Genomic DNA, 19,735 nt, shown 5'->3' with positions numbered 1-19,735 from the left:
GTTTTATTTGAGCCGCTTAGGAGAATCGAACTCCTGACCTTCTCATTACGAGTGAGACGCTCTACCGACTGAGCTAAAGCGGCCTGCGCCGAGATTAGAAATCAGCGCTCATAAAGAATAGCCCAGCCGATATGCGGGCGTGAAATCAGCTGGTTATTAGCGGGTAAATCACCTGGTCTTGCAGGCTAAACGCAGGCGGCCGACAAGGCCATCGAAAGCAATTTGCTGCGTGACGTTGTGATTCATTTGTTCACGGCATTTCCGGATGGCGTTCTGGCAGGCCAAAAGGCCTTCTTCGCTAACGCGGTTGGCCAGTTCATCGGCAAGACCTTCAAAGTCCGGGTGGGTTAATTCCACCTCGGCGCCGACTTTGCGCATCAGGGCGTCGCGGTAAATGCCGGCCAAGTCCACCAGAACCAAGTCCAGGTAGTCGCGTTGGCGACGCGTTTGGCGCAGCTTGTGCTGTTCTTCCAAGCGCTTGACCGCAGACTTCAAATCGCGGTTTTCACGCCCGGTTCCCTTGCCTTTACCGCCCGCGCCATAGGCGACTTCCAAGTCGGAGATCTCTTTTTCTTCCCGCTGCGCGCCATCAGTTTTTGCCTCTTCATTCACTAGCTTGATGAGCGCCTGGGTGGACTGGAAGGCTTGCGATCCGTGGAAAACGTCCTCAGCCAGATTAATCGCCATTGCACGGCGCTTTTGTGCCTCGGGGTTGGTGACCAACCGGCGCGCACGTCCCACGTGGCGAAGAGAAGTGAGGGCGGCGAGGTGGGCATCGGCAGGCGATGCCCCTTCAGACACCAACTGCTCCACGATGTACTCCACCGACGGTGAGGGGATATAAAGGTGGCGGCAACGCGAGCGCAGAGTCTGCGAGAAATCCTGCGGATCCGCCGATGGCGCGCACATGATGATGACGGTCTGCGCCGATGGCTCCTCCACCGTCTTGAGCAACGCATTGGACGCACCCGGGGTCATTCGGTCAGCATTATCGAAGATGATGACGCGGAACTTCGCATGCGTCGGCAAAGCGATAGCATCCTTAATAACCCCGCGGACCTCATCCACCTTGATGGTGAGCCCCTGCGGCGCCCAAAACTTCAAGTCCGTGTGCGACTGCGTGTCCAGCACCGAACGGCAGGCATCGCACTGCCCGCAGCCTAGCTCCGCCTCGGGGCCATTGGTATCCGGGTTGGTGCACATCAACGCCGCAGCGAATGCCAACGCGGCATTAGAACGCCCCGAACCGGGCGGGCCAGTAAACAACCACGAATGGCTCATCGCGCGCGAATCTGCCCCCGGCAAACCACGTGCGGCGCGGGCTGCCGCCATGATGGTCTCCTGCACCCCAGGGCGGTCGGCCAAGCGCTGCGCTACTGAAATCTCATTCACCCCAACCATATTACTTTCTTCCTTCTCCACACCCTGACCGCCCACCTTCACACCGGGTTAAGTGATGTCCGACCTTTTCGCACGAAGGGGTTAGTAATAACGATAGAGTGGGAAGCTATGAGCAGAGTCATGCGCGGTTTTTCTTGGTTGATGAGCACCTCGTGGCCCACCTATGCCGCGATCGTGCTCGGAACCAATATCGTCGGCGCAATTGCGATTATGACCTTCGTGATTTTCTTCCTGCCCATGCCGGAGATCCACGCGTTTACCACTGACTTTGATAACCTCTTCGTGATTGGCGCCGCTTACGTTATCTTCGCGGTGCTCGTGGGCATGGCTGCCACCATGCTGCTGTTTAGGCCCGTGTGGGATTGGCAGCGCAACCCGGATGCCCATGACCCGAATATGGTGCGCAACCTGGTCATGCGCATTCCTATTTATCAGGCTGCCGTCGCGGCCCTAGTATGGCTTATCGGCATTGTTCTCGCCGTGGTGACCACCTCTGCTTCTGATGGCAAACTCGCACTCGTGGTGGGCGTATCCACCACCTTGGCGGGCATGATCGTGGTACTGATTACGTATCTGCAGGCCGAGCGCATGGTTCGCCCCGTGGCAGCGTCGGCGCTGGCGCGGCGGTTTGAGGACTCCACGCTGGAACCACCCATTAAAAGCCGCCTGTATCTGTCGTGGTTCATGTCCACTGCGGTGCCGTTGCTGGGCATTATTTTGGTCTTCTTGGCGCAGCGTTCTGGCCTGTTTACCGGGGATTCCGATGACATCCTGCCGGCCGTTATCGCGTTGACGCTGACGGCTTTGGGCACGGGCGCTATCGCTACCGCCTACTCCACCATGAGCGTGGTGGATCCGATTTATGAGCTGCAAGATGCCATCAACCGCGTGCGCCGCGGCGAACGCCACGTAGAAGTAGACATCTACGACGGCTCGGAGCTGGGCGTGCTGCAGGCGGGCTTTAATGAAATGATGCGCGGTCTGCATGAACGTCAACGTCTGCGCGATCTTTTCGGCCGTTATGTCGGCGATGAAGTTGCGCAGCGCGCATTGGATGAACGCCCTGAGCTCGGCGGCGAGGACCGCAAGGTGGCGGTGCTGTTTATTGACGTTATTGGTTCCACCAACTTCGCCGTTAACAACACTCCTGAGCGCGTTGTGGAAGAGCTCAACAACTTCTTTGAGCACGTGGTTGATGTGGTGCACCGCAACAAGGGCATCATCAACAAGTTCCAGGGCGACGCGGCACTGGCCATCTTCGGTGCGCCACTCAACGTGTATGACTCCACGTCGATGGCGCTGCAGGCAGCGCGCGAGCTGCGCCACGAGCTGCGCAACATGGAACTGCAAGCCGGCATTGGTGTCGCCGCGGGCCACGTGGTGGCCGGGCACATCGGTGGCCATGACCGCTTCGAATACACCGTCATTGGTGACGCCGTGAATGAAGCCGCACGTCTGACGGAGTTGGCGAAGGAAACCCCAGGCCGCGTTCTGACCAACGCTTCGACGTTAAAGAACGCTAATGAAACTGAACAGGCCCGCTGGACTTTCATGAAGTCCATTGAGCTGCGCGGACGCCGCCGCATGACTCAGCTGGCGCGCCCAATCCGCGCAACGTTGGCCGACCGCGCGGAGTTGTAGCTGTTACTCTTAGCCGCATGACGGTAGATGACAACAGACCATCTCAACAACCACTAGCCGGCGCAACCACTAAAGCACGCATGGTTGTGCCCGATGTAGCGCGCGGTATGGCGCTGCTCGGCATCGCGATAGCAAACATCCCCACCGCGTGGCTGACCCCGGGCGCCCCGCACACGGCCTTTCTTGGTTCGATAAACAATATCTTCGACCAGGTTCTGGCCGTTCTAACCACAATGTTCGCGCATAATCGCGGGCTGCCGCTGTTTTCTACACTGCTGGGTTTCGGTGTTGGGCTCATCGCCATGAGCCTGTGGCGCAAGCAGTTTCCGGCCAAGCGCGCGCGGCAGGTCATTCTTCGCCGCTACTTCTTCCTCGCTTTATTCGGTGCCATCCACCTCATCTTTATCTTCTATGGCGACATCATGTTCTACTACGGGTTGACCGGCATTATCCTCGGTTTGTTGTTGACCGTGCGCGATAAAATCCTCAGCATCGTCGCTTATGTGGTGCTCGCCGTGTTGACTGCCGCGGGCACGCTGTTTTTGATGTGGGCATTGGTATCCGGGCTGGATATGAGCGGGGTTACTGAGAGCACAAACATCGGTGACTTTGATACCACCACGCTGGGCGGTTTGCTGGCTTTTAATGCCACGACCTTTGCTATCAACTTCGTAAATTACCCGTTTTACCTGGTGGGTTACGCACCCATCATGCTCATTGGTTTTACGTGGGCGCGTCGCGGTGTGCTTGTTGATGTCCCCTCCCACCGCAAAGAACTGTGGACCTGGGTGGTTATCGGCTGGATTTATATCCTCGGTGTTGGCCTGCCGTGGGGGCTTTCAGAAATTGGGGTACTGCCGAATGAATACGCAGAGACCTTCATGTTCGCCAACTTGATGAATGGCGCAATCACCGGTCCTGCTTTGCTGGCGATGTTCGCGCTGGCGCTGCAGCCATTCCAGGATCGCGTCAACCGCGGTGAAACCCCGCCAGTCTGGCTGAAGGCGCCGATGGCTTTGGGCAAACGCTCCATGAGTGGCTACTTGTTCCAGTCCTTCGCCTTCTTCATCATCTGCTACCCCGTCGTCCTTGGCATCAGGCCCGATAGCGTCAGCGCACAGATAGGCCTGGCAGTCGGAGTGTGGGGCGTGTCCCTCATCCTGGCCTGGGTGTTGGAAAAGGCAGACATGCAAGGCCCATTTGAGAAGGTGCACCGGCGCCTGTCTTATGGCCCCACAATGCAGCCAGAGTTGCACACTAAGAAGCAGCGCCGGGAGTTGGAAGCACGCGGCAACGCCGCACAATAACCGTGCGGGAATTGTGCTGCTATTCTTGGCCGCATGGCAGTAGATGACAATGGAATGCAACAATCCCCATCGAAGGGCTTAAGCACAACCCGCATGGTGGTACCTGACGTCGCGCGTGGCGTGGCATTGCTGGGCATCGCGGTGGCGAACCTCCCCACCGCGTGGTTAACGCCCGGGGCGGCACATTCGGAGTTTCTCGGCTCCATCAATAGTGTTTTTGACCAGATTCTGGCTGTGTTGACCACGTTGTTTGCGCATACTCGTGGTTTGCCGTTGTTTACCACGCTGCTGGGATTCGGCGTGGGTCTGATTGCCATGAGCTTGTGGCGCAAGCGCTTTCCACCACAACGCGCACGACAGATCATCGTCCGCCGTTACTTCTTCCTCGCCGTTTTCGGCGCTGTGCACCTGTTGCTGATTTTCTATGGCGATATCATGTTCTACTACGGTCTCTCCGGCATGATCATCGGTTTGTTGTTGACCATGCGCGATAAAGTGCTGTCCATTATTTCTTATGTCATCATCGGATTGACGTTTGTCGGCAGCCTTGCGTTCTTGCTGTGGGGTCTTATCTCCGGCATTGATATGAGCGCGTTTACCTCGGCTGGCATCGCGGGCACGGACTACAGCACCCTCGGGGGTTTGTTGCAGTACAACGCCATTACCTTTGGTTTGGGTCTGACCGGCTACCCGTTTTATCTCATTGCTTATGGCCCGATCATGCTCATCGGTTTCACCTGGGCGCGTCGCGGTGTGCTTGCCGATGCCGCCTCGCACCGCAAAGAACTCATCGCCTGGACGGTATTCGGCTGGATCATCATCCTCGGAATCGGACTGCCGTGGGGCCTGGCAGCCATCAGCGTTTTGCCAAATGAGCTAGAAGCGTTGTTCTTAGCCACCAACTCCTTTGTTGGCACGCTCACCGGCCCAGCACTGCTGGCGATGTTCGCATTGCTGCTGCAGCCTTTCCAAGCCCGCGTCAACAATGGCGAAGCCCTGCCGGTGTGGCTGCAGGTGCCCATGGCGCTGGGCAAACGCTCCATGAGCGGCTATGTCTTCCAGTCCATTGCCTTCTTCATCATCTGCTACCCCGTTGTCCTTGGCTACACGCCTGATAGCGTCACCGCGCAGACGGCGCTGGCATTCGGCGTATGGGTGGCGTCGCTGCTTCTCGCGTGGATGCTGGAAAAGACCAACAAGCGTGGTCCTTTCGAGGCTATCCACCGCCGCCTGTCCTATGGCCCGACGCTGCAGCCCGAGCTCTACAGCGCGAAGCAGCGCAAGAGGCTAGAGCAGCAGCCGCAGCAGGGCCAGGATTAGCGGCGGTTGAGGCCATCCGCGAGCAGCAGGTGGCCAATGAAGCTGGAGGAGCTTTCCGCCGCACCGAGGATTGAGTAGAGATTGCGCTTGTGCCGCTTCGCCTCGATGCTGCCTTCTACTATCGCGCGGGCAAAGGTCATGGCTTCTGCGGCAAAGAGTAGGTTCGCGCCGTGGCTAGCGCCGCGCGCGGCGATGGAACCGGAGCGAAAGACGGACTCATCCGATGCCAGCGCAGCGGTGGTCGCAGAAGCCGCACCGCCCAAGATGACGGCGGGGACCATATCGTTCGAGACCTTCTTGGACTTCGCTGCAAGCACCGCAGCGCCCACGCCAGCGGCCCAGACCCCGGCATAAAGACCGATGGTCTTTCCTTGCGGGCGCGCACCCGCACCGAGTGCCGCTGCGGAATAGCCCAGGTTGGACAAGACAACGGCTTTTACGCCCCAACGCGACGGCGTGCGCAGGTCAAGAGTCTTTTCGGCCCTGTTCTTCGCGATACGCGCCATCGCTCCCGCGACTAAGCCACCGGTGGTTTGCCACAAAGAATCTGTTTCTAGCGTCTGCGGTGTGGCAGTCGGGGCATCGATAGAGCCCGGGTTGCGCTTTTCCTGCGCGTATTCGTCCAAGGACACATAGTGCCCCGGCGTAATTTCACCCGCGCGGGCAATCGAATTACCGGCAAGCAGGAGCAAGATTGCTGGCTCTGCCAGCACATGCACCTTCGGTGCGAAGGGCACGATGCGGCTAAAGAAGCTGACATCATTAAGGATGGCTGCCGCTAGGCGTTCTTGTTCTTTGGGCATAGGCAGCAGCGCAGCAACTAAGGCATGGAAACCTTCGAGAGAACGGGTGCCGAATTCGCCTTCGGCTTTCATCGGTGCAACATCGACAAGTAGCTCATCGAGCCCTTCTTCCAACGTTTCGGTCAGCGGCAGCTGTGGCATGGGTTAGTCCTTTCGCGCTTGTGCTAACCCTGCCCAGACTACCGCTGTTTTTACTTCCGGCGAGAGCCTGCCTTGACCACGTTCTTCGTTGCTGGTGAAGGCTTCTTAGTAGCGCGCTTGGTCGACTTCTTGGCCGTCGACTTTGTAGACTTCTTAGTGGTCTTTTTAGCCGAAGACTTCGTGGCCTTCTTAGTGGTCTTCTTCGCGGCACCACCGTCAGCGTCCTGCTTGGCGCGACGCTCAGACAGCAGCTCGTTCGCGCGCTGGTCCGTCAAGGTTTCCGGGGAGTCGCCCTTGCGCAGCGAAGCATTCGTGGTGCCATCGGTGACATAAGGGCCGAAGCGGCCATCCTTGACCGACATTGGCTTGCCGGAAACGTCATTATCGCCCAGCTGCTTTAGCGGCGGCTGCGCAGCCTGACGTCCACGACGCTTCGGCTCAGCATAGATGCGGCGTGCCTCATCCAAGGTGATGGAGAAGATCTGCTCTTCATTTGCCAAAGAACGCGAATCCGAGCCCTTCTTCAGGTACGGACCATAGCGGCCGTTCTGCGCGGTAATCATTTCATTATCCGCGGTATCAACGCCAACCTCGCGTGGCAAAGACAGCAGCTTCAACGCGTCATCAAGAGTGACCTTGGATGGCTCCATGGAGCTAAACAGCGAGGCAGTGCCCGGCTTGAGTTTTTCATCGATGTACTCGGCGATACGCTTTTCTTTTTGCTTCGCAGCTGTCTTGGTTTCCCAATTCTTCGCGCGCATGCCATCTTCTTTGCGCTGCTTATCTTCCGCAGCACGTTCCTGCGCCACAACGTCCTCGGCCTCGGCTTCTGCCTTGGCGCGCTCATCTTCGCGCACAACCTCGGTGACATAAGGACCGAAACGGCCTTCCTTAGCCACCACGGTGCGGCCATTGGCTGGGTTCTCACCCAACTCACGTCCACCCTGCGGGGTAGCAAAGAGCTTTTCTGCCAGTTCCTCATTGAGCTCATCCGGAGTGGTGGTCTCAGACAGATTTGCGCGTTGGTATTCCGGCTCGCCTTCAGCGTTCACACCGATCTGACGCTCGATGTATGGACCATAGCGGCCCACGCGTACGAAGACGTCACGGCCCTCGGTATCCGTGTACAGCTTGATGGAGTTGACCTTGCGGGCGTCAATGCTTTCTAGGTTGACATCGACAAGTGATTTAAGCCCGCCGTGCCTAGCGATGGAAGCTGCCTTGACGTCTCCTGCCTCACTGCCCTTTTCGGCATCACCGAAGTAGAAGCTGTTGAGCCAGCGCGTGCGGTCCTCATTGCCGGACGCGATAGCATCCAGCTCATCTTCCATCGAGGAAGTGAAGTCAAAGTCCACCAGCTCCGTGAAGTTGGACTCCAACAGACCAACAACGGCGAAAGCAACCCAGCTTGGGACCAGCGCGTTGCCACGCGAGAGCACGTAGCCGCGGTCCTGGATGGTCTTGATAATGGATGCATAGGTGGAAGGACGGCCGATGCCGAGATCTTCCATCTTCTTCACCAAGCTGGCCTCGGTATATCGTGCCGGCGGGTTGGTGGAGTGACCATCGACGGTAACTTCTGCGACGTTGAGGTCATCGCCTTCTGCCAGCTGTGGCAGACGGTTTTCATCCTCATTCTTCGCCGATGCCTGGTCCTCATAAGCTTTGAGGAAGCCAGGGAAGGTAATAGTACGGCCGGTAGCGGAGAACTCCACGTTCTCCCCGGTTGCGGCCTGACCTGCGACGGTGACCTTCATGGACTGGCCCTTGGCGTCCTCCATCTGGGAGGCGACGGTGCGCTTCCAGATCAGCTCGTAGAGCTTAAACTCCTCAGTATCCAGCTGACCAGACAGCTGACCTGGGGTGGCGAAAGTTTCGCCGGCAGGACGAATTGCCTCGTGCGCTTCCTGCGAGTTTTTGACCTTGCGGTCATAACGACGCGCGCTAGAAGCCGCATACTCCTTGCCGAAGTTCGACACCGCAGCATCACGCGCAGCGGTCAAACCCTGCTGAGACAGCGACGTGGAGTCAGTACGCATATAGGTAATGTGACCGTTTTCGTACAAACGCTGCGCAATACGCATGGTGCGCTCAGAAGTAAAGTGCAGGCGACGGCCCGCCTCCTGCTGCAGAGTCGACGTCATAAACGGTGCATAAGGCTTACGGGTATAAGGCTTGTGTTCCACAGAAGCGACGTGCATGGCGGCTTTATCGAGGCCATCGGCAAGCGACTGTGCTCTCTTTTGATCCAGCACCACCACTTCATTGGTGGTGAGCTTGCCGTCATCACCAAAGTCACGGCCCTGCGCCACGCGCTCACCATCAACGCTGCTCAGACGCGCATTGAACTGCGCCGGATTCGCCGAGTCCGCGTTCTGGGCAGCCAAATCAGCTGAAAGATCCCAGTACTCCGCAGACACGAACGCCATGCGTTCACGCTCACGCTCAACGATCACGCGGGTGGCAACCGACTGAACACGGCCTGCGGACAGACGTGGCATGACCTTCTTCCACAGCACCGGGGAGACCTCATAGCCGTACAGACGGTCCAATATGCGGCGGGTTTCCTGCGCATCAATCAGGTCCTCATCCAGCTCACGGGTATTCTCCGCCGCTTCCAAAATAGCGGCTTTGGTGATCTCATTGAACACCATTCGGCGAACCGGAACCTTGGGCTTCAAGACCTCCAGCAAGTGCCACGCGATGGCTTCACCTTCGCGGTCCGGGTCTGTTGCCAGATAAAGCTGGTCGCACTCTTTGAGCTTAGCTTTGAGGTCCGCGACCTTCTTTTTCTTATCCGGGCTAATGACATAAAGCGGAGTGAAGTCATCTTCTGGGTTCACGCCCAGGCGCGCCCATGCTTCCTTCTTGAACTTCGCAGGAACGTCAGCAGCACCACGAGGCAAGTCGCGAATATGGCCCACTGAGGCCTCAACTATGTATTTGTCACCCAGGTACGGCTGAATCTTCTTCGCCTTGGTACCTGACTCCACGATGACCAGTGTCTTGCCTGATGGCTCTGCCACGTCGACCTCATCTCCTTCGATGATTCGAACCTAATGTCTAATTGCCCCTACAGTACACAGCGAAAGAAACCACCAAGTCATCTTGGGCGCAGATTTAACTTTCATACAGTATTTAATAGGGCTGTTTCAGATGTTACTACCACTACTTCACCACACGATACAAAAGGCTACAAATTGCGCCCCGCATTTTCGCCGCTAATTTGGCAAACTCACACATACCTGCAACTACCGTGGCTTTCTGATGCTTTGCCATGAAATAGCCATTAGAGTGCTGCTTAACTGTTGAACTTATTACACATCAGTAGAAGTTTGGGCGTTTGCAACTAGAATCTTTTCAAGACCCAATTTGCTCAAAGAACGGAGTACGCAACAGTGGTTGACACCCTCATGATGTGGATTGAATCCCTAATGTCCACTGCATGGGTTTACCCAGTTGTCGGTATTTTAATTTTCGGCGACAGCTTCATCCCAGTACTACCTTCTGAAATTCCTTTGAACCTGGTCGGCGCCTGGGCCGGCGCCCGCGGTGAGCCCAACATTGGGTTGATGTTCCTAGTGGCCATCATGTGCGCAATCATCGGTGACAACCTGTGCTTCTTACTGGGTACACGGCTGATGCCTTATATCAACCGGATTCGGCGGGGTTCTAAAACCTACACCGCACTGGTGTGGGTCAAGCGCAACATGCGGCGCAACGCTGGTGCCGCGATCATCATCGCGCGTTTTATCCCTTCCGCCCGCCTGCTGCTGACCATCCTGCTGGGCTCCGTGCGTTTTCCCTGGCCGATGTTCTTTATCTTCGACTCCATCGGCGTCATGATTTGGGCCGCCCAAGCTCTAGCGATTGGTTATCTCGGCGGCGTGTTGTTCTCCAGCCAGCCACTCATCGGCATGATCCTCTCAGTAATTCTGGCAACCATCTTGGGCTTCCTAGTCCAACGCACCCAGAACAAAATCATGGATGCTTTGGATGTGCGCCGCGGCTACGCCGAAGCACACAACTGAGCCTCGCAAAAATTCGCCTCAGTTACAGTTGAAAACGCAAACAAACCAGGCACTCAATATTCTTGAAATGCTGGCATCTGTGCATGTTGTGTTGATTCAGCTTGTGGATTCAAGTTGCGACACCATGATGGATAAACCCGGAATCCGCGCTTTCCCGCGTGCTTTCCTTCCGTAATGCCTAATTCTTCTAAGGCCTTGGCCGAGAATCGAAAAACGCCGCGTCGATTGCGCGAGCCCGTGAAGACCAACAATCCTGCGGCACCCTCATCAGCTTTGAAGGGAACGGTTTCCCCTTTCCCATTGCGGCACCAAAACGCTACAAAAGCACCTGGCTTTCTTGGAGTATTTCGTGCAGTCCGGATGTGCCACTTCTCGCCGTTCATCATCACCACTCCAGATTCGTAGTCACTATTTTGTGATTCAGGCACCACTTCAACATCGATTCCCTGTGTACACGCATATTCTTCAAACATTCGAAACTGCATGGAGCGGATCCTACCAGCGCCATGAACAGGAGAAATATAAACTCTAGGTGTCACTAATGTGTCTCAAGGACCTCAAAGCCTTGCAGCGCTTTCCAACCGTTACTTTTGTCTTTCGGTTTCCCTACAACTAGCCGATCCCCATAGTGACTAGGACACTTGAGCCCTCAAAAGATGCTTTCTTGCAAGATCGACTCTAAGCTCTAAGCTCGCACTTAAATTTGAGCTTTCTGGAGGAACTTTGTCTGCGACTACCCGCCGCATCATCTACGTCATCACTTATGAGCTGGTGGCTATCTTGGCGGTCACCTTAGGGTTGTCCCTGCTGGGCTTCGGCGGCGGCCAATCCGGCGCGGTCGCCATTGCCTCTTCCACCGTTGCTGTCATCTGGAACTTCATCTGGACCTCCATGTTTGAAGCATGGGAGCGCCGCCAGGAATCCCAAACCCGCACCGTCAAACGCCGCATTGTTCACTCCATCGGCTTCGAGGGCGGCCTGATGTTTTTCCTCATCCCTGTTGTTGCCTGGATTCTCAAAGTCTCCCTCTTCGAAGCCTTCATCCTCGAAGCCGGCATCCTAGTGTTCTTCCTCATCTACACCTTCGTCTTCATGTGGATCTTCGACAAAATCTGGCCACCACATGCCGCTTCTGCCAAATCCAAAGCCGCAGTGAGCAGCTAAACCGACGAGACAACCACTAGTTTTCATCCGAGAAAGGGCATGAAAAAAGGACTCCCGAAGGAGTCCTTATTTTTTTATCCAGTCATCACATCCGCAGTGGATGTGGAGGATAAAGGCAGTTAGTTAAAGCTTAGACAGCGTTAACGTTGGTTGCCTGTGGGCCCTTAGCGCCCTCACCGATTTCGAAGGAAACCTTCTGGTTCTCTTCGAGGGTACGGAAGCCGTTGCCCTTGATCTCGGAGTAGTGAACGAAAACGTCTGCGGAGCCATCCTCTGGAGCGATGAAGCCGAAGCCCTTTTCAGCGTTAAACCATTTTACGGTTCCCTGTGCCATGATATTTTTCCTTAAAAATAGGGGGAGTCGTCGTTGAAGAATTATCAACGCCGGGTCAAACAAACTTTTTCGAACTCCCGGTCCCCCGGGTGCACGCGATAAAATCTTGCCATAACTCTTTTTGCGAGCACCAAAGTGGTGTTAAATCTTGCGCCAAGAAACTGCGACCACAGTCAGTGTGACACGTTTGCTCCTTATGGCGGTAGTCTTTAAAGGATTTCTTTTTATAGTCCACCTATTTAGGGGGTAGATTTTGTATTTCGGCGAGGAACTACTTTCTTCTCTTTCCCCACGGTTTTCTACCTCCTCTTTGACTCATTCCGTCACCCAACCGGCGAAGGAAGCCCGCTATGCCGATTGGCCGCAGTGGGCGCTGCCGGAATTGGTGGAGAAGTTTCAACAGCGCGAGATCACACAGCTCTATTCTCATCAGCGCGAGGTCGCGGACGCAGCCTTCGCCGGCATTGACGTGGTGGTTGCCACTGGCACTTCATCAGGCAAGTCCTTGGGCTACCAACTGCCCATCCTTACCCGCCTGGCCGAAGATGACACGGCATGCGCACTGTATTTAACCCCGACCAAGGCTTTGGGGTCAGACCAGCTGTTAGCGATTATGGAGTTGACCAAAGGCATCGACAAGCTAAGCTCTATTATCCCCTCCCCGTATGACGGCGATACCCCGTCGGAGGCTCGTGCCGGGATTCGTGACCATGCGCGTTTTGTGTTTTCCAACCCAGACATGGTGCACATGTCCATCCTTGCCGCGCATGAGCGGTGGACAAGGTTCCTGCGGCAGCTGCAGTTCATTGTGATTGATGAATGCCACTCCTACCGCGGGGTTTTCGGCGCACACGTCGCGCTGGTGCTGCGGCGACTGTTGCGGCTGTGCGCACGTTATGGTGCGCACCCCACCATCATCGGGGCATCGGCGACCATGAATGATCCGGCCGACCATATGAAACGCCTGACCAGCCGCGTTGGCATCAAGGAAGTCACCGAAGACGGCGCCCCCACGGGTGAGCGCACCATTGCGCTGTGGGAACCGGGATTTATTGAGGGCGCTGAAGGCGATAATGGCGCGCCGGTTCGGCGTGCAGCAACCACAGAAGCTGCAGAGATGATGGCGGCGATTGTTGCCGAGGGCGCACGAACGATGACCTTTGTGCGCTCACGCCGCTCGGCGGAGCAGGTGGCTTTGCGCTGCCAGGCTGAGCTTTCCGGTGGCCTGGCTCGCCCCGATTTCGCGCAACGCATTGCGTCCTACCGTGCGGGATACCTCGCTGAGGACCGCCGCAAGCTGGAAAAAGCGCTGGATAACGGTGAGCTGCTCGGCGTTGCCACCACATCCGCGCTGGAACTGGGCATTGATGTTGGTGGGCTCGACGCCGTAGTCACCGCTGGTTTCCCAGGTACTGTGGCCAGCTTTTGGCAGCAGGCCGGGCGTGCCGGCCGCCGTGGTCAAGGCTCCCTGGTGGTGTTGGTCGCGCGCGATGAGCCGATGGATACCTACCTGGTTCATAACCCCGATGCGCTGCTAGGACGTCCAGTTGAGGCGAGCGTATTCAATCCGGAGAATCCTTATATTCTTTACGGCCACATGTATTGCGCGTGCATCGAGCAGCCCCTCACGGATGCCGAGGTGCGCTTTTACCACGCTGAGCAGGTCATTCAGGCGCTCGCGCAAGAAGGATTGATTCGCCGCCGCCCACAAGGCTGGTTTGCCGTTCCGCAGCTCGACGGCGAGCTTCGTCCGGAGACCGCGCACTCGCAGGTGAGCCTGCGCGGCGGTGCGGGCAATGACGTTCTCATCATGGACACCAGCGATGGGCGCTTGCTGGGCACGGTTGATGGTGCCCGCGCCTCGTCCCAGGTTCATCCGGGCGCGGTGTATCTGCATCAGGGCGAGAGTTTTGTCATTGATGATCTAGATATAGAGGAAGGCATTGCCTTTGCCACCCCGGGTGAGCCGGAGTATTCAACGCAACCCAATGCCACCACGGATATTGCGATTATGAGTGCCGCGAATGAGGATGAGCTGGTTGATTACGGCGGTGGCGTGTGGGCCGCATTGGTTGATGTTGAGGTAACCGACCAGGTTGTGGGATATTTCCGCAAGCTTGCCGATGGCACCACCTCCGACCTCTTCCCCCTTGACCTCCCGGAGCAGCGCCTGCGCACCCGCGCGGTGGCATACACGGTTGATCCGCTGGCATTAGAAGCCATGGGTATTCGTGCTGCCGATATTCCCGGCGCGCTGCATGCTGCTGAGCATTCCGCCATTGGTTTGTTGCCGTTGATTGCAACGTGTGACCGCTGGGATATCGGCGGTGTGTCCACCGCTTTGCACCAGGACACACAGATGCCGACCGTCTTTGTCTACGACGGTCACTCAGGCGGCGCCGGTTTCGCCGAGGAAGGTTTCAAGCGTTTCCCCGAGTGGATTGAAGCCACCTTCGAAGCCGTGCGCTCCTGCCCTTGTGAATCCGGCTGCCCCTCCTGCGTGCAATCGCCTAAGTGCGGCAACGGCAACCAGCCACTGGACAAGGCAGGTGCGCTGAAGCTTCTCGGCGCGCTGGTTTCTCTTACATCTGGCTAGATGGGTCCCGCTTTCGCGTGTGCGGTTTGATTCCGCACGGTGATGGCGACTTGAATGTCGCTTCCGCTAATACTGCACTGGTCAAGACTTCCGCCGTTGGCTAGCGCAATCCGCCCTGCTTCAGCGCACCCGTCTTCGCCACTAACTAATACATAAGCACCGGAGATAGCAGCCATGTCGGCAGCTACTTGGGCTTCGTGAAAGGCAATCACGCGTGTAATAAATATGGCGACTGCTGCAAGCAACACCACGACGGCAATCACAATGCCGGATGAGGCGATGGTGGCATATCCGGAATCATCGAGAATCTTTCTGCGCATTACTGCCCACCAACTTCCGCCGGGAATGCGGCATCAGCGCTCATGGTGCCGATAACTCCTGGAACACTCGCGGTTACTATAACCAGTCCTGCTGATTCGCCGACGCTGACGGATATATCCGAGCGAGGAGGCTGGTATTCAACGCCGATGGCGTGAGCCCGCGCCGCAGCCCCGGCAATATCAACGGCTGAGATATATGCCGCCATGGTCGCCATCGCTCCCACGATTGCCGCAGCCACAATGATGAGCACCGACAAAGACAGCGCCGCTTCAATGGTGACCGAGCCCCGGTCATTAAGTACCAGCTTCTTCACGATTCATTCTCGTTTCTTAGTGGGTTTCTAAAAGGGCTTTAGCCTGGTGTATTAGACAGTGCGTCAGTAATGATTCCCTCAATGGCATCAACCACGGCGCCACCATTGATGACCATGTAAAGGACAGCGGCTAGGGCTGCGGCAGCTAAAGATCCCATCGCGTATTCAACTGTCGACATACCTGAATCATTGTTGAGTGATGCCGCTTTCTTGGTCATGATTGCGAGGGCTTTGGTTGCTGGGTTGTTGTAAGAGTTCATGATTTTCCTTTTCGGTGTGTGTTTCGGTGTTTGTTTCGATGTGGTTAGAGAAGTTGTGCGCCAAGACTGATGACCACGGGCACCAAGCCGAGCACGATGAATGCGGGTAAGAAGCACATTGCCAGTGGCAGGGAGATAAACACTCCTGCTCGCTCTGCTTTCGCAATGGCATTGCTGGTGGCGTCCGACCGCAGGGTTTCCACCAGCCGTTGACAACCAGAAGCAATGGCTGCACCAGAATGCTCAGACATGGTTACGAGCCGTGCCAGTTCTTGTAATCCGGGAAGCTGCCGCATGTGCACCCACGCTCTTTCGGGTTCGACGCCGAGCGCGAGCAATGAGTTCACCTGCTTCCAGTAGGTTGCGGTGGGTTCATCGGCCACGATGGACACTGCACTGGTGGCTTGTTGAACCGATAACCCGGCGCGCACGCAAGCGACGAAGAGCTCAATGTCGTCGGCGATGACCAAAGGATCGACAGAAGGTGAATTCTGTGGCGAGACCTTGCTGAGCAGCAGTTGCAGTTTGCCTTGCTTCGCAGGTGTTTCCTCTGGCCCGGCGCGCGGGGTCTTGGGGCTTAGTATTCGGTCCACACGTGATGCCGTATTACTTGTAGCGCTGGGCATCCAGCAGGTTGCTGCGATGAGGATGAGTGCAATGATGCTGTAATTCATGTCGTTTCCTTTTACTTTTCTTTTCTCTTAGTTTTCTTAGCTAGCGGCGTTGGCGATGAGAATGCGTGACCAGCTAAATCCGGCACATGCCAGGGCGACACCGATAACGAGGAGCAGTCCCCCAAGTCCGCCACCGAGTAGGAACCCGGCGGGCTTGGCGCCCATGATGGTTCCCATCAAAATTCCTGCCAGTGGCAAGAGCGTGAGGACAATGGCGGTTGCCTGCGGTCCTTGAAGGCTTGCTTTGGTGGCAGCACGGTGGCGTTTTCTAGCTTCAATCTGGTTGTGGGCTTGCTCGAAGACATCAGACAATGGGATTCCGTGCTTTTCGCTCAGCGTGCACAGGGATCCCAGTGTCTTGAGCTGCGGATGGGAGGCGGAAAGCACAGTGGATACGCTGCCGCCGCGATGTGTAATGACAGCCGCGGTGGCAATAGCCGCTGTAAGCTCGATCGATGCAGTTAAACTGGTGGATAAATCATCCGCACCACGTTTCAACGCCGCCGGGAACGATGACCCGGCGCGCAAGTCAGCCGTCATGCTTCCGAGTAAACGGGCAATGGAATCTTCAGCATGCAAGCTGGCTTTCTTCTTGTGCGCTTGCGTCAGGCTGTGCGCGACGGTGCCGGCAACGATGACGGCGGTAAGAATCACCGTCAACCGGCCGATGACCATGAAAAGAAATACTGCAAGAAATACCGCCGCCAGAATCATCCAGGCAGGCATGCCTTTGGCAGATTTCTTGTCATTTTCTACCCGCCCGGAATTCTTTGCCTCTGGCAACAGCGTGCTCAGAGCAAGCAAAATCAGTGCATAGGATGCTGGGTTCATGAGTCCTCCCCGAGTGGAAAGTTATTGAAGGAGCCTTCGAAGCCAGCCGGGATATGCAGCCCCTCAATATCCGAAGTCCTCGAAGCGGGAGCTTCTGAAGGTTCTGAAGGTTCTGAAGATTCAGAAGCTCCTGCAACTTCAGTTCGTGGCATGATGCGTTTGGTGAATTCCTGGTAGCCGGGATGTTCGCCCGATTCGGCAGACCAGATAACTTCAGTGGTGACGGGGTTGCCAGTGAGAATGCCGATTTCACGAAGCCGTCGGCCTTCCGGCTCACGTGACATAGTGAGTACAACATCGACGGCTGCGGCGAGCTGGGAATGCAGGCCAGTTCGGTCAAGCCCGCCCAGCGCAGCAAGTGCCTCCATGCGCGCCGGGACTTCATTCAAAGAATTGGCGTGCAGGGTTCCGGCACCGCCATCGTGACCAGTATTTAAAGCGGCCAGCAGGTCCACGACTTCGGCGCCTCGAATCTCACCCACCACGATTCGGTCGGGGCGCATACGCAGTGACTGACGCAGCAGCTGCGCCATGGTGATCTCCCCGGTACCCTCAGCATTCGCCCGGCGCGAGACCAATGTGACTGAATGTGGATGATTCGGACGCAGCTCCGCGGTGTCCTCAATAACAACGAGACGTTCAGAATCAGGAACTTCCGATAGCAACGCCGACAGCAGTGTGGTCTTGCCCGAGCCTGTACCACCAATAACAAGGAAAGATGTTCGGGCAGCAATCATCGCGCGCAGAAGCTCCGCACTTTCACTGGTTACTGTCTGGTTGTCCACTAGATCATTAAGCGTGGTGTTGGATTGGCGCAGCACACGAATGCTCAAACAGGTTCCGGATTCACTGGGCGGAGCGAGCAAAGCATGGATGCGCAGGCTTGTTCCGTCATCACGATTAATGCGGCCATCTGCGAAAGGCTGGGCATCATCTAAGCGCTGACCACAGCTAATGGCCAACCTGGTGGCTAGTCTGCGCACCTCCGCGTCGGATTTAAATGAGATAGCTACGCGCTGCAACCCGTTGCCCTGGTCCACAAAGACATCGTTCGGACCGTTGACCACCACGTCTGTAATACCGGGGCGCGCCAGGACTTGTTCCAGCAGGCCCAGGCCAGAGGTGTCATTGCGGAGCTGTCGCAAGATTTCTAGCACCTCAACATCACTGATGACACCGGCTTCTTCCCGAATTCGCCGTGCTAGCGCCGCAGGATTGTGCGCCAAGGTTGGCTCTTCGGCCAGCGCTGCCTGCAAAGAAGAGACGAATGCTTGGGTGTTTTCCATGTCATTCACCACCCCGCCGCATACAGAAGCTCAGACGCTATCGCCGCGAGTTTCTTCGGTAATGACGCAGGCATCCCTGCCACTTCTGTGGCTTTGGTGAGATTCTTCAAGTGTGGAATCTCTACTGCAACCTCGCCGTGCGTTATGCGTTCAATTTCGCGTGAGCTCAGTCCGGACCATCCGCGGTGCCGCAGTGCGACAACAAATTTGGTGCCACGTGCTTTAAGTTCTGCACAAATCTCTGTGGTTGCCGCGGAAGACCGTACTTCCGCAGCGCACACCACGACCACTAGATCGGATGCGTGTGGGATAGCGGCGGGAGGTGCATCAACAACTAGAACATCGAAGCCCCCGGCAGCTGCTGCAATCATGCGCTCTACCGCTTCGTTTTCTAACCGAAACGGCGTATCCACTCTGGTCCGCGCCGATGACAACACGGTGACGCCATCCTGGGTACTGGGCAACGCACCTGCCAAGTCCACGGCATCAATAGCGCCTGTTCCTAAAGAGACATCCGGCCAGCGTGCACCAGGTGCTGACTCCAGTCCCATGAGAAGGTCAAGGCCGCCGGAGATCGGGATGGCATCGACAAGCAAAGCGGAAGCTTGCTCCGTACACACCGTTCGGGCTATTGCTGCGGCAAGTGTTGATGCCCCAACTCCCCCGCTGGCCCCAACCACCGTGATGCGAAGTGCTGCATTGCTGGTCTGCTGGGTGGAATCTGCCGCCAAAGCTTGTAGCAACTGCGTGGATTCTGCTGGCAAAATGAAAGCCTGCTCGGCGCGGGATCGAAGCGCGGCCTCATAATCAATCGGCCCGGGTTCCGGCGCCACATAGTAAATACGTGATCTTCGACCTGTGGCAGCTACATGCGCGGCGGTAGAAGAGTCCACAATCACTGCCGATGCGTCTGGTGCGTAGCGGCTCAAATCGCGCGGATCGGTTGCGTGGATGACTTCGCGCCGGGTAGCGGCCGCGGCGTGCGCTGCCTCTGGGGAGACTACTGGGTCTGTGCAGGCTATGAGGATAAAATCGGTGTGGTGCGTCATGGCTCAACTATGACCGTTGGGCACAAGCCCGCACTAGTGCCAATTGAGTTGCCTGTGGATAACTACCCGATTTTCACCCCGAACGTTGACGTGTCATTAAAAATCTGTGGATAAGTCAGTAACACAGGAAGGAAACTCTACGATTCTCCCTATAGACATTGAGCCACAGCAGTGCCACAATAGTCACAGAAGTTAACAATTTACCCAATCGTTACACTCCGTCACTTTCATTAAGGCGATATCCTGGAGTGAGCGATTGACAT

The 19,735-nt window shown here is 56.6% G+C and carries 18 protein-coding genes and 1 tRNA gene; 6 read left to right on the top strand and 13 right to left on the bottom strand.

All coding sequences use genetic code 11. From position 1 onward, the window contains the following. Window positions 1-10: 10 nt before the first annotated feature. Together CCASEI_RS02035 and CCASEI_RS02030 are read right to left on the bottom strand one after the other, a co-directional pair. A tRNA-Thr gene (locus CCASEI_RS02035) sits at window positions 11-83 on the bottom strand. Window positions 84-168: 85 nt separating this feature from the next. Further along, on the bottom strand, window positions 169-1,401 hold the full coding sequence (locus tag CCASEI_RS02030) for a DNA polymerase III subunit delta' (protein ID WP_006821291.1): 1,233 nt from the start codon (window positions 1,399-1,401) through the stop codon (window positions 169-171). A gap of 108 nt (window positions 1,402-1,509) precedes the next feature. On the opposite strand from CCASEI_RS02030, the gene CCASEI_RS02025 reads away from it, so the two are divergent. The 3 genes from CCASEI_RS02025 to CCASEI_RS02015 are packed head-to-tail and all read left to right on the top strand — an operon-like array spanning window position 1,510 to window position 5,669. After that, window positions 1,510-3,042: an adenylate/guanylate cyclase domain-containing protein gene (locus CCASEI_RS02025; protein WP_006821292.1), complete on the top strand. Its 1,533-nt coding sequence runs from the start codon at window positions 1,510-1,512 to the stop codon at window positions 3,040-3,042. 17 nt (window positions 3,043-3,059) lie between these two features. Continuing rightward, window positions 3,060-4,349: a DUF418 domain-containing protein gene (locus CCASEI_RS02020; protein ID WP_006821293.1), complete on the top strand. Its 1,290-nt coding sequence runs from the start codon at window positions 3,060-3,062 to the stop codon at window positions 4,347-4,349. Window positions 4,350-4,382: 33 nt separating this feature from the next. Continuing rightward, window positions 4,383-5,669, top strand: a complete 1,287-nt coding sequence (locus CCASEI_RS02015; RefSeq protein ID WP_051461177.1) for a DUF418 domain-containing protein — start codon at window positions 4,383-4,385, stop codon at window positions 5,667-5,669. Here CCASEI_RS02015 and CCASEI_RS02010 read toward each other — a convergent pair. Continuing rightward, the gene (locus CCASEI_RS02010) at window positions 5,666-6,613 is read right to left on the bottom strand and encodes a hypothetical protein (protein WP_006821525.1); all 948 of its coding nucleotides are present in this window, start codon (window positions 6,611-6,613) and stop codon (window positions 5,666-5,668) included. The genes CCASEI_RS02015 and CCASEI_RS02010 overlap by 4 nt on opposite strands. Before the next feature lie 50 nt (window positions 6,614-6,663). Next, window positions 6,664-9,639 carry a type I DNA topoisomerase gene (gene topA / locus CCASEI_RS02005; RefSeq protein WP_025386990.1) on the bottom strand — a complete coding sequence of 992 codons (2,976 nt, stop codon included), beginning with the start codon at window positions 9,637-9,639 and terminating at the stop codon, window positions 6,664-6,666. A 372-nt stretch (window positions 9,640-10,011) separates the two neighbouring features. On the opposite strand from topA, the gene CCASEI_RS02000 reads away from it, so the two are divergent. After that, window positions 10,012-10,644 (top strand): DedA family protein, encoded by a 633-nt coding sequence (locus CCASEI_RS02000; RefSeq protein WP_006821527.1) that lies wholly within the window; start codon window positions 10,012-10,014, stop codon window positions 10,642-10,644. Between the two features lie 53 nt (window positions 10,645-10,697). Here the strand turns inward: CCASEI_RS02000 and CCASEI_RS01995 are convergent, their stop codons facing one another. Then, window positions 10,698-11,129, bottom strand: coding sequence for a MepB family protein (locus tag CCASEI_RS01995; RefSeq protein ID WP_006821528.1), 432 nt, complete (start codon window positions 11,127-11,129; stop codon window positions 10,698-10,700). Window positions 11,130-11,367: 238 nt separating this feature from the next. Here CCASEI_RS01995 and CCASEI_RS01990 point away from each other — a divergent pair, with 238 nt between their 5' ends. Further along, window positions 11,368-11,808, top strand: coding sequence for a PACE efflux transporter (locus tag CCASEI_RS01990; RefSeq protein WP_006821529.1), 441 nt, complete (start codon window positions 11,368-11,370; stop codon window positions 11,806-11,808). Between the two features lie 130 nt (window positions 11,809-11,938). Here the strand turns inward: CCASEI_RS01990 and CCASEI_RS01985 are convergent, their stop codons facing one another. Further along, window positions 11,939-12,142, bottom strand: coding sequence for a cold-shock protein (locus CCASEI_RS01985; protein WP_006821530.1), 204 nt, complete (start codon window positions 12,140-12,142; stop codon window positions 11,939-11,941). 253 nt (window positions 12,143-12,395) lie between these two features. Here CCASEI_RS01985 and CCASEI_RS01980 point away from each other — a divergent pair, with 253 nt between their 5' ends. Then, a complete protein-coding gene (locus tag CCASEI_RS01980; RefSeq protein ID WP_025386989.1) occupies window positions 12,396-14,738 on the top strand; it encodes a DEAD/DEAH box helicase in 2,343 nt (780 codons plus the stop codon). Here CCASEI_RS01980 and CCASEI_RS01975 read toward each other — a convergent pair. The 7 genes from CCASEI_RS01975 to ssd all read right to left on the bottom strand — a co-directional run bounded on the left by CCASEI_RS01975 (window position 14,735) and on the right by ssd (window position 19,472). Then, the gene (locus CCASEI_RS01975; RefSeq protein ID WP_006821532.1) at window positions 14,735-15,058 is read right to left on the bottom strand and encodes an Rv3654c family TadE-like protein; all 324 of its coding nucleotides are present in this window, start codon (window positions 15,056-15,058) and stop codon (window positions 14,735-14,737) included. The two genes, CCASEI_RS01980 and CCASEI_RS01975, sit on opposite strands and share 4 nt — an antisense overlap. Further along, complete coding sequence (locus CCASEI_RS01970) at window positions 15,058-15,372, bottom strand: hypothetical protein (RefSeq protein WP_025386988.1); 315 nt, start codon at window positions 15,370-15,372, stop codon at window positions 15,058-15,060. The genes CCASEI_RS01975 and CCASEI_RS01970 overlap by 1 nt, the downstream gene beginning before the upstream one ends. A 38-nt stretch (window positions 15,373-15,410) precedes the next feature. Next, window positions 15,411-15,590 carry a DUF4244 domain-containing protein gene (locus CCASEI_RS01965; protein WP_035094186.1) on the bottom strand — a complete coding sequence of 60 codons (180 nt, stop codon included), beginning with the start codon at window positions 15,588-15,590 and terminating at the stop codon, window positions 15,411-15,413. A gap of 86 nt (window positions 15,591-15,676) precedes the next feature. Next, window positions 15,677-16,306 carry a type II secretion system F family protein gene (locus CCASEI_RS01960; protein WP_006821535.1) on the bottom strand — a complete coding sequence of 210 codons (630 nt, stop codon included), beginning with the start codon at window positions 16,304-16,306 and terminating at the stop codon, window positions 15,677-15,679. Window positions 16,307-16,342: 36 nt separating this feature from the next. After that, complete coding sequence (locus CCASEI_RS01955) at window positions 16,343-17,137, bottom strand: type II secretion system F family protein (protein WP_025386987.1); 795 nt, start codon at window positions 17,135-17,137, stop codon at window positions 16,343-16,345. Continuing rightward, window positions 17,134-18,423, bottom strand: coding sequence for a TadA family conjugal transfer-associated ATPase (locus CCASEI_RS01950; protein ID WP_025386986.1), 1,290 nt, complete (start codon window positions 18,421-18,423; stop codon window positions 17,134-17,136). Before CCASEI_RS01950 ends, CCASEI_RS01955 begins: the two co-directional genes overlap by 4 nt. Window positions 18,424-18,428: 5 nt before the next feature. Then, window positions 18,429-19,472: a septum site-determining protein Ssd gene (gene ssd / locus CCASEI_RS01945; protein WP_025386985.1), complete on the bottom strand. Its 1,044-nt coding sequence runs from the start codon at window positions 19,470-19,472 to the stop codon at window positions 18,429-18,431. Window positions 19,473-19,735: the final 263 nt, after the last annotated feature.

Origin of the sequence: Corynebacterium casei LMG S-19264 (assembly GCF_000550785.1) — a bacterium.
Classification (GTDB): Bacteria; Actinomycetota; Actinomycetes; order Mycobacteriales; family Mycobacteriaceae; genus Corynebacterium; species Corynebacterium casei.
The sequence above is the reverse complement of the archived record's forward strand: the minus strand, read 5'-3'. Positions and strand labels throughout refer to the sequence as shown.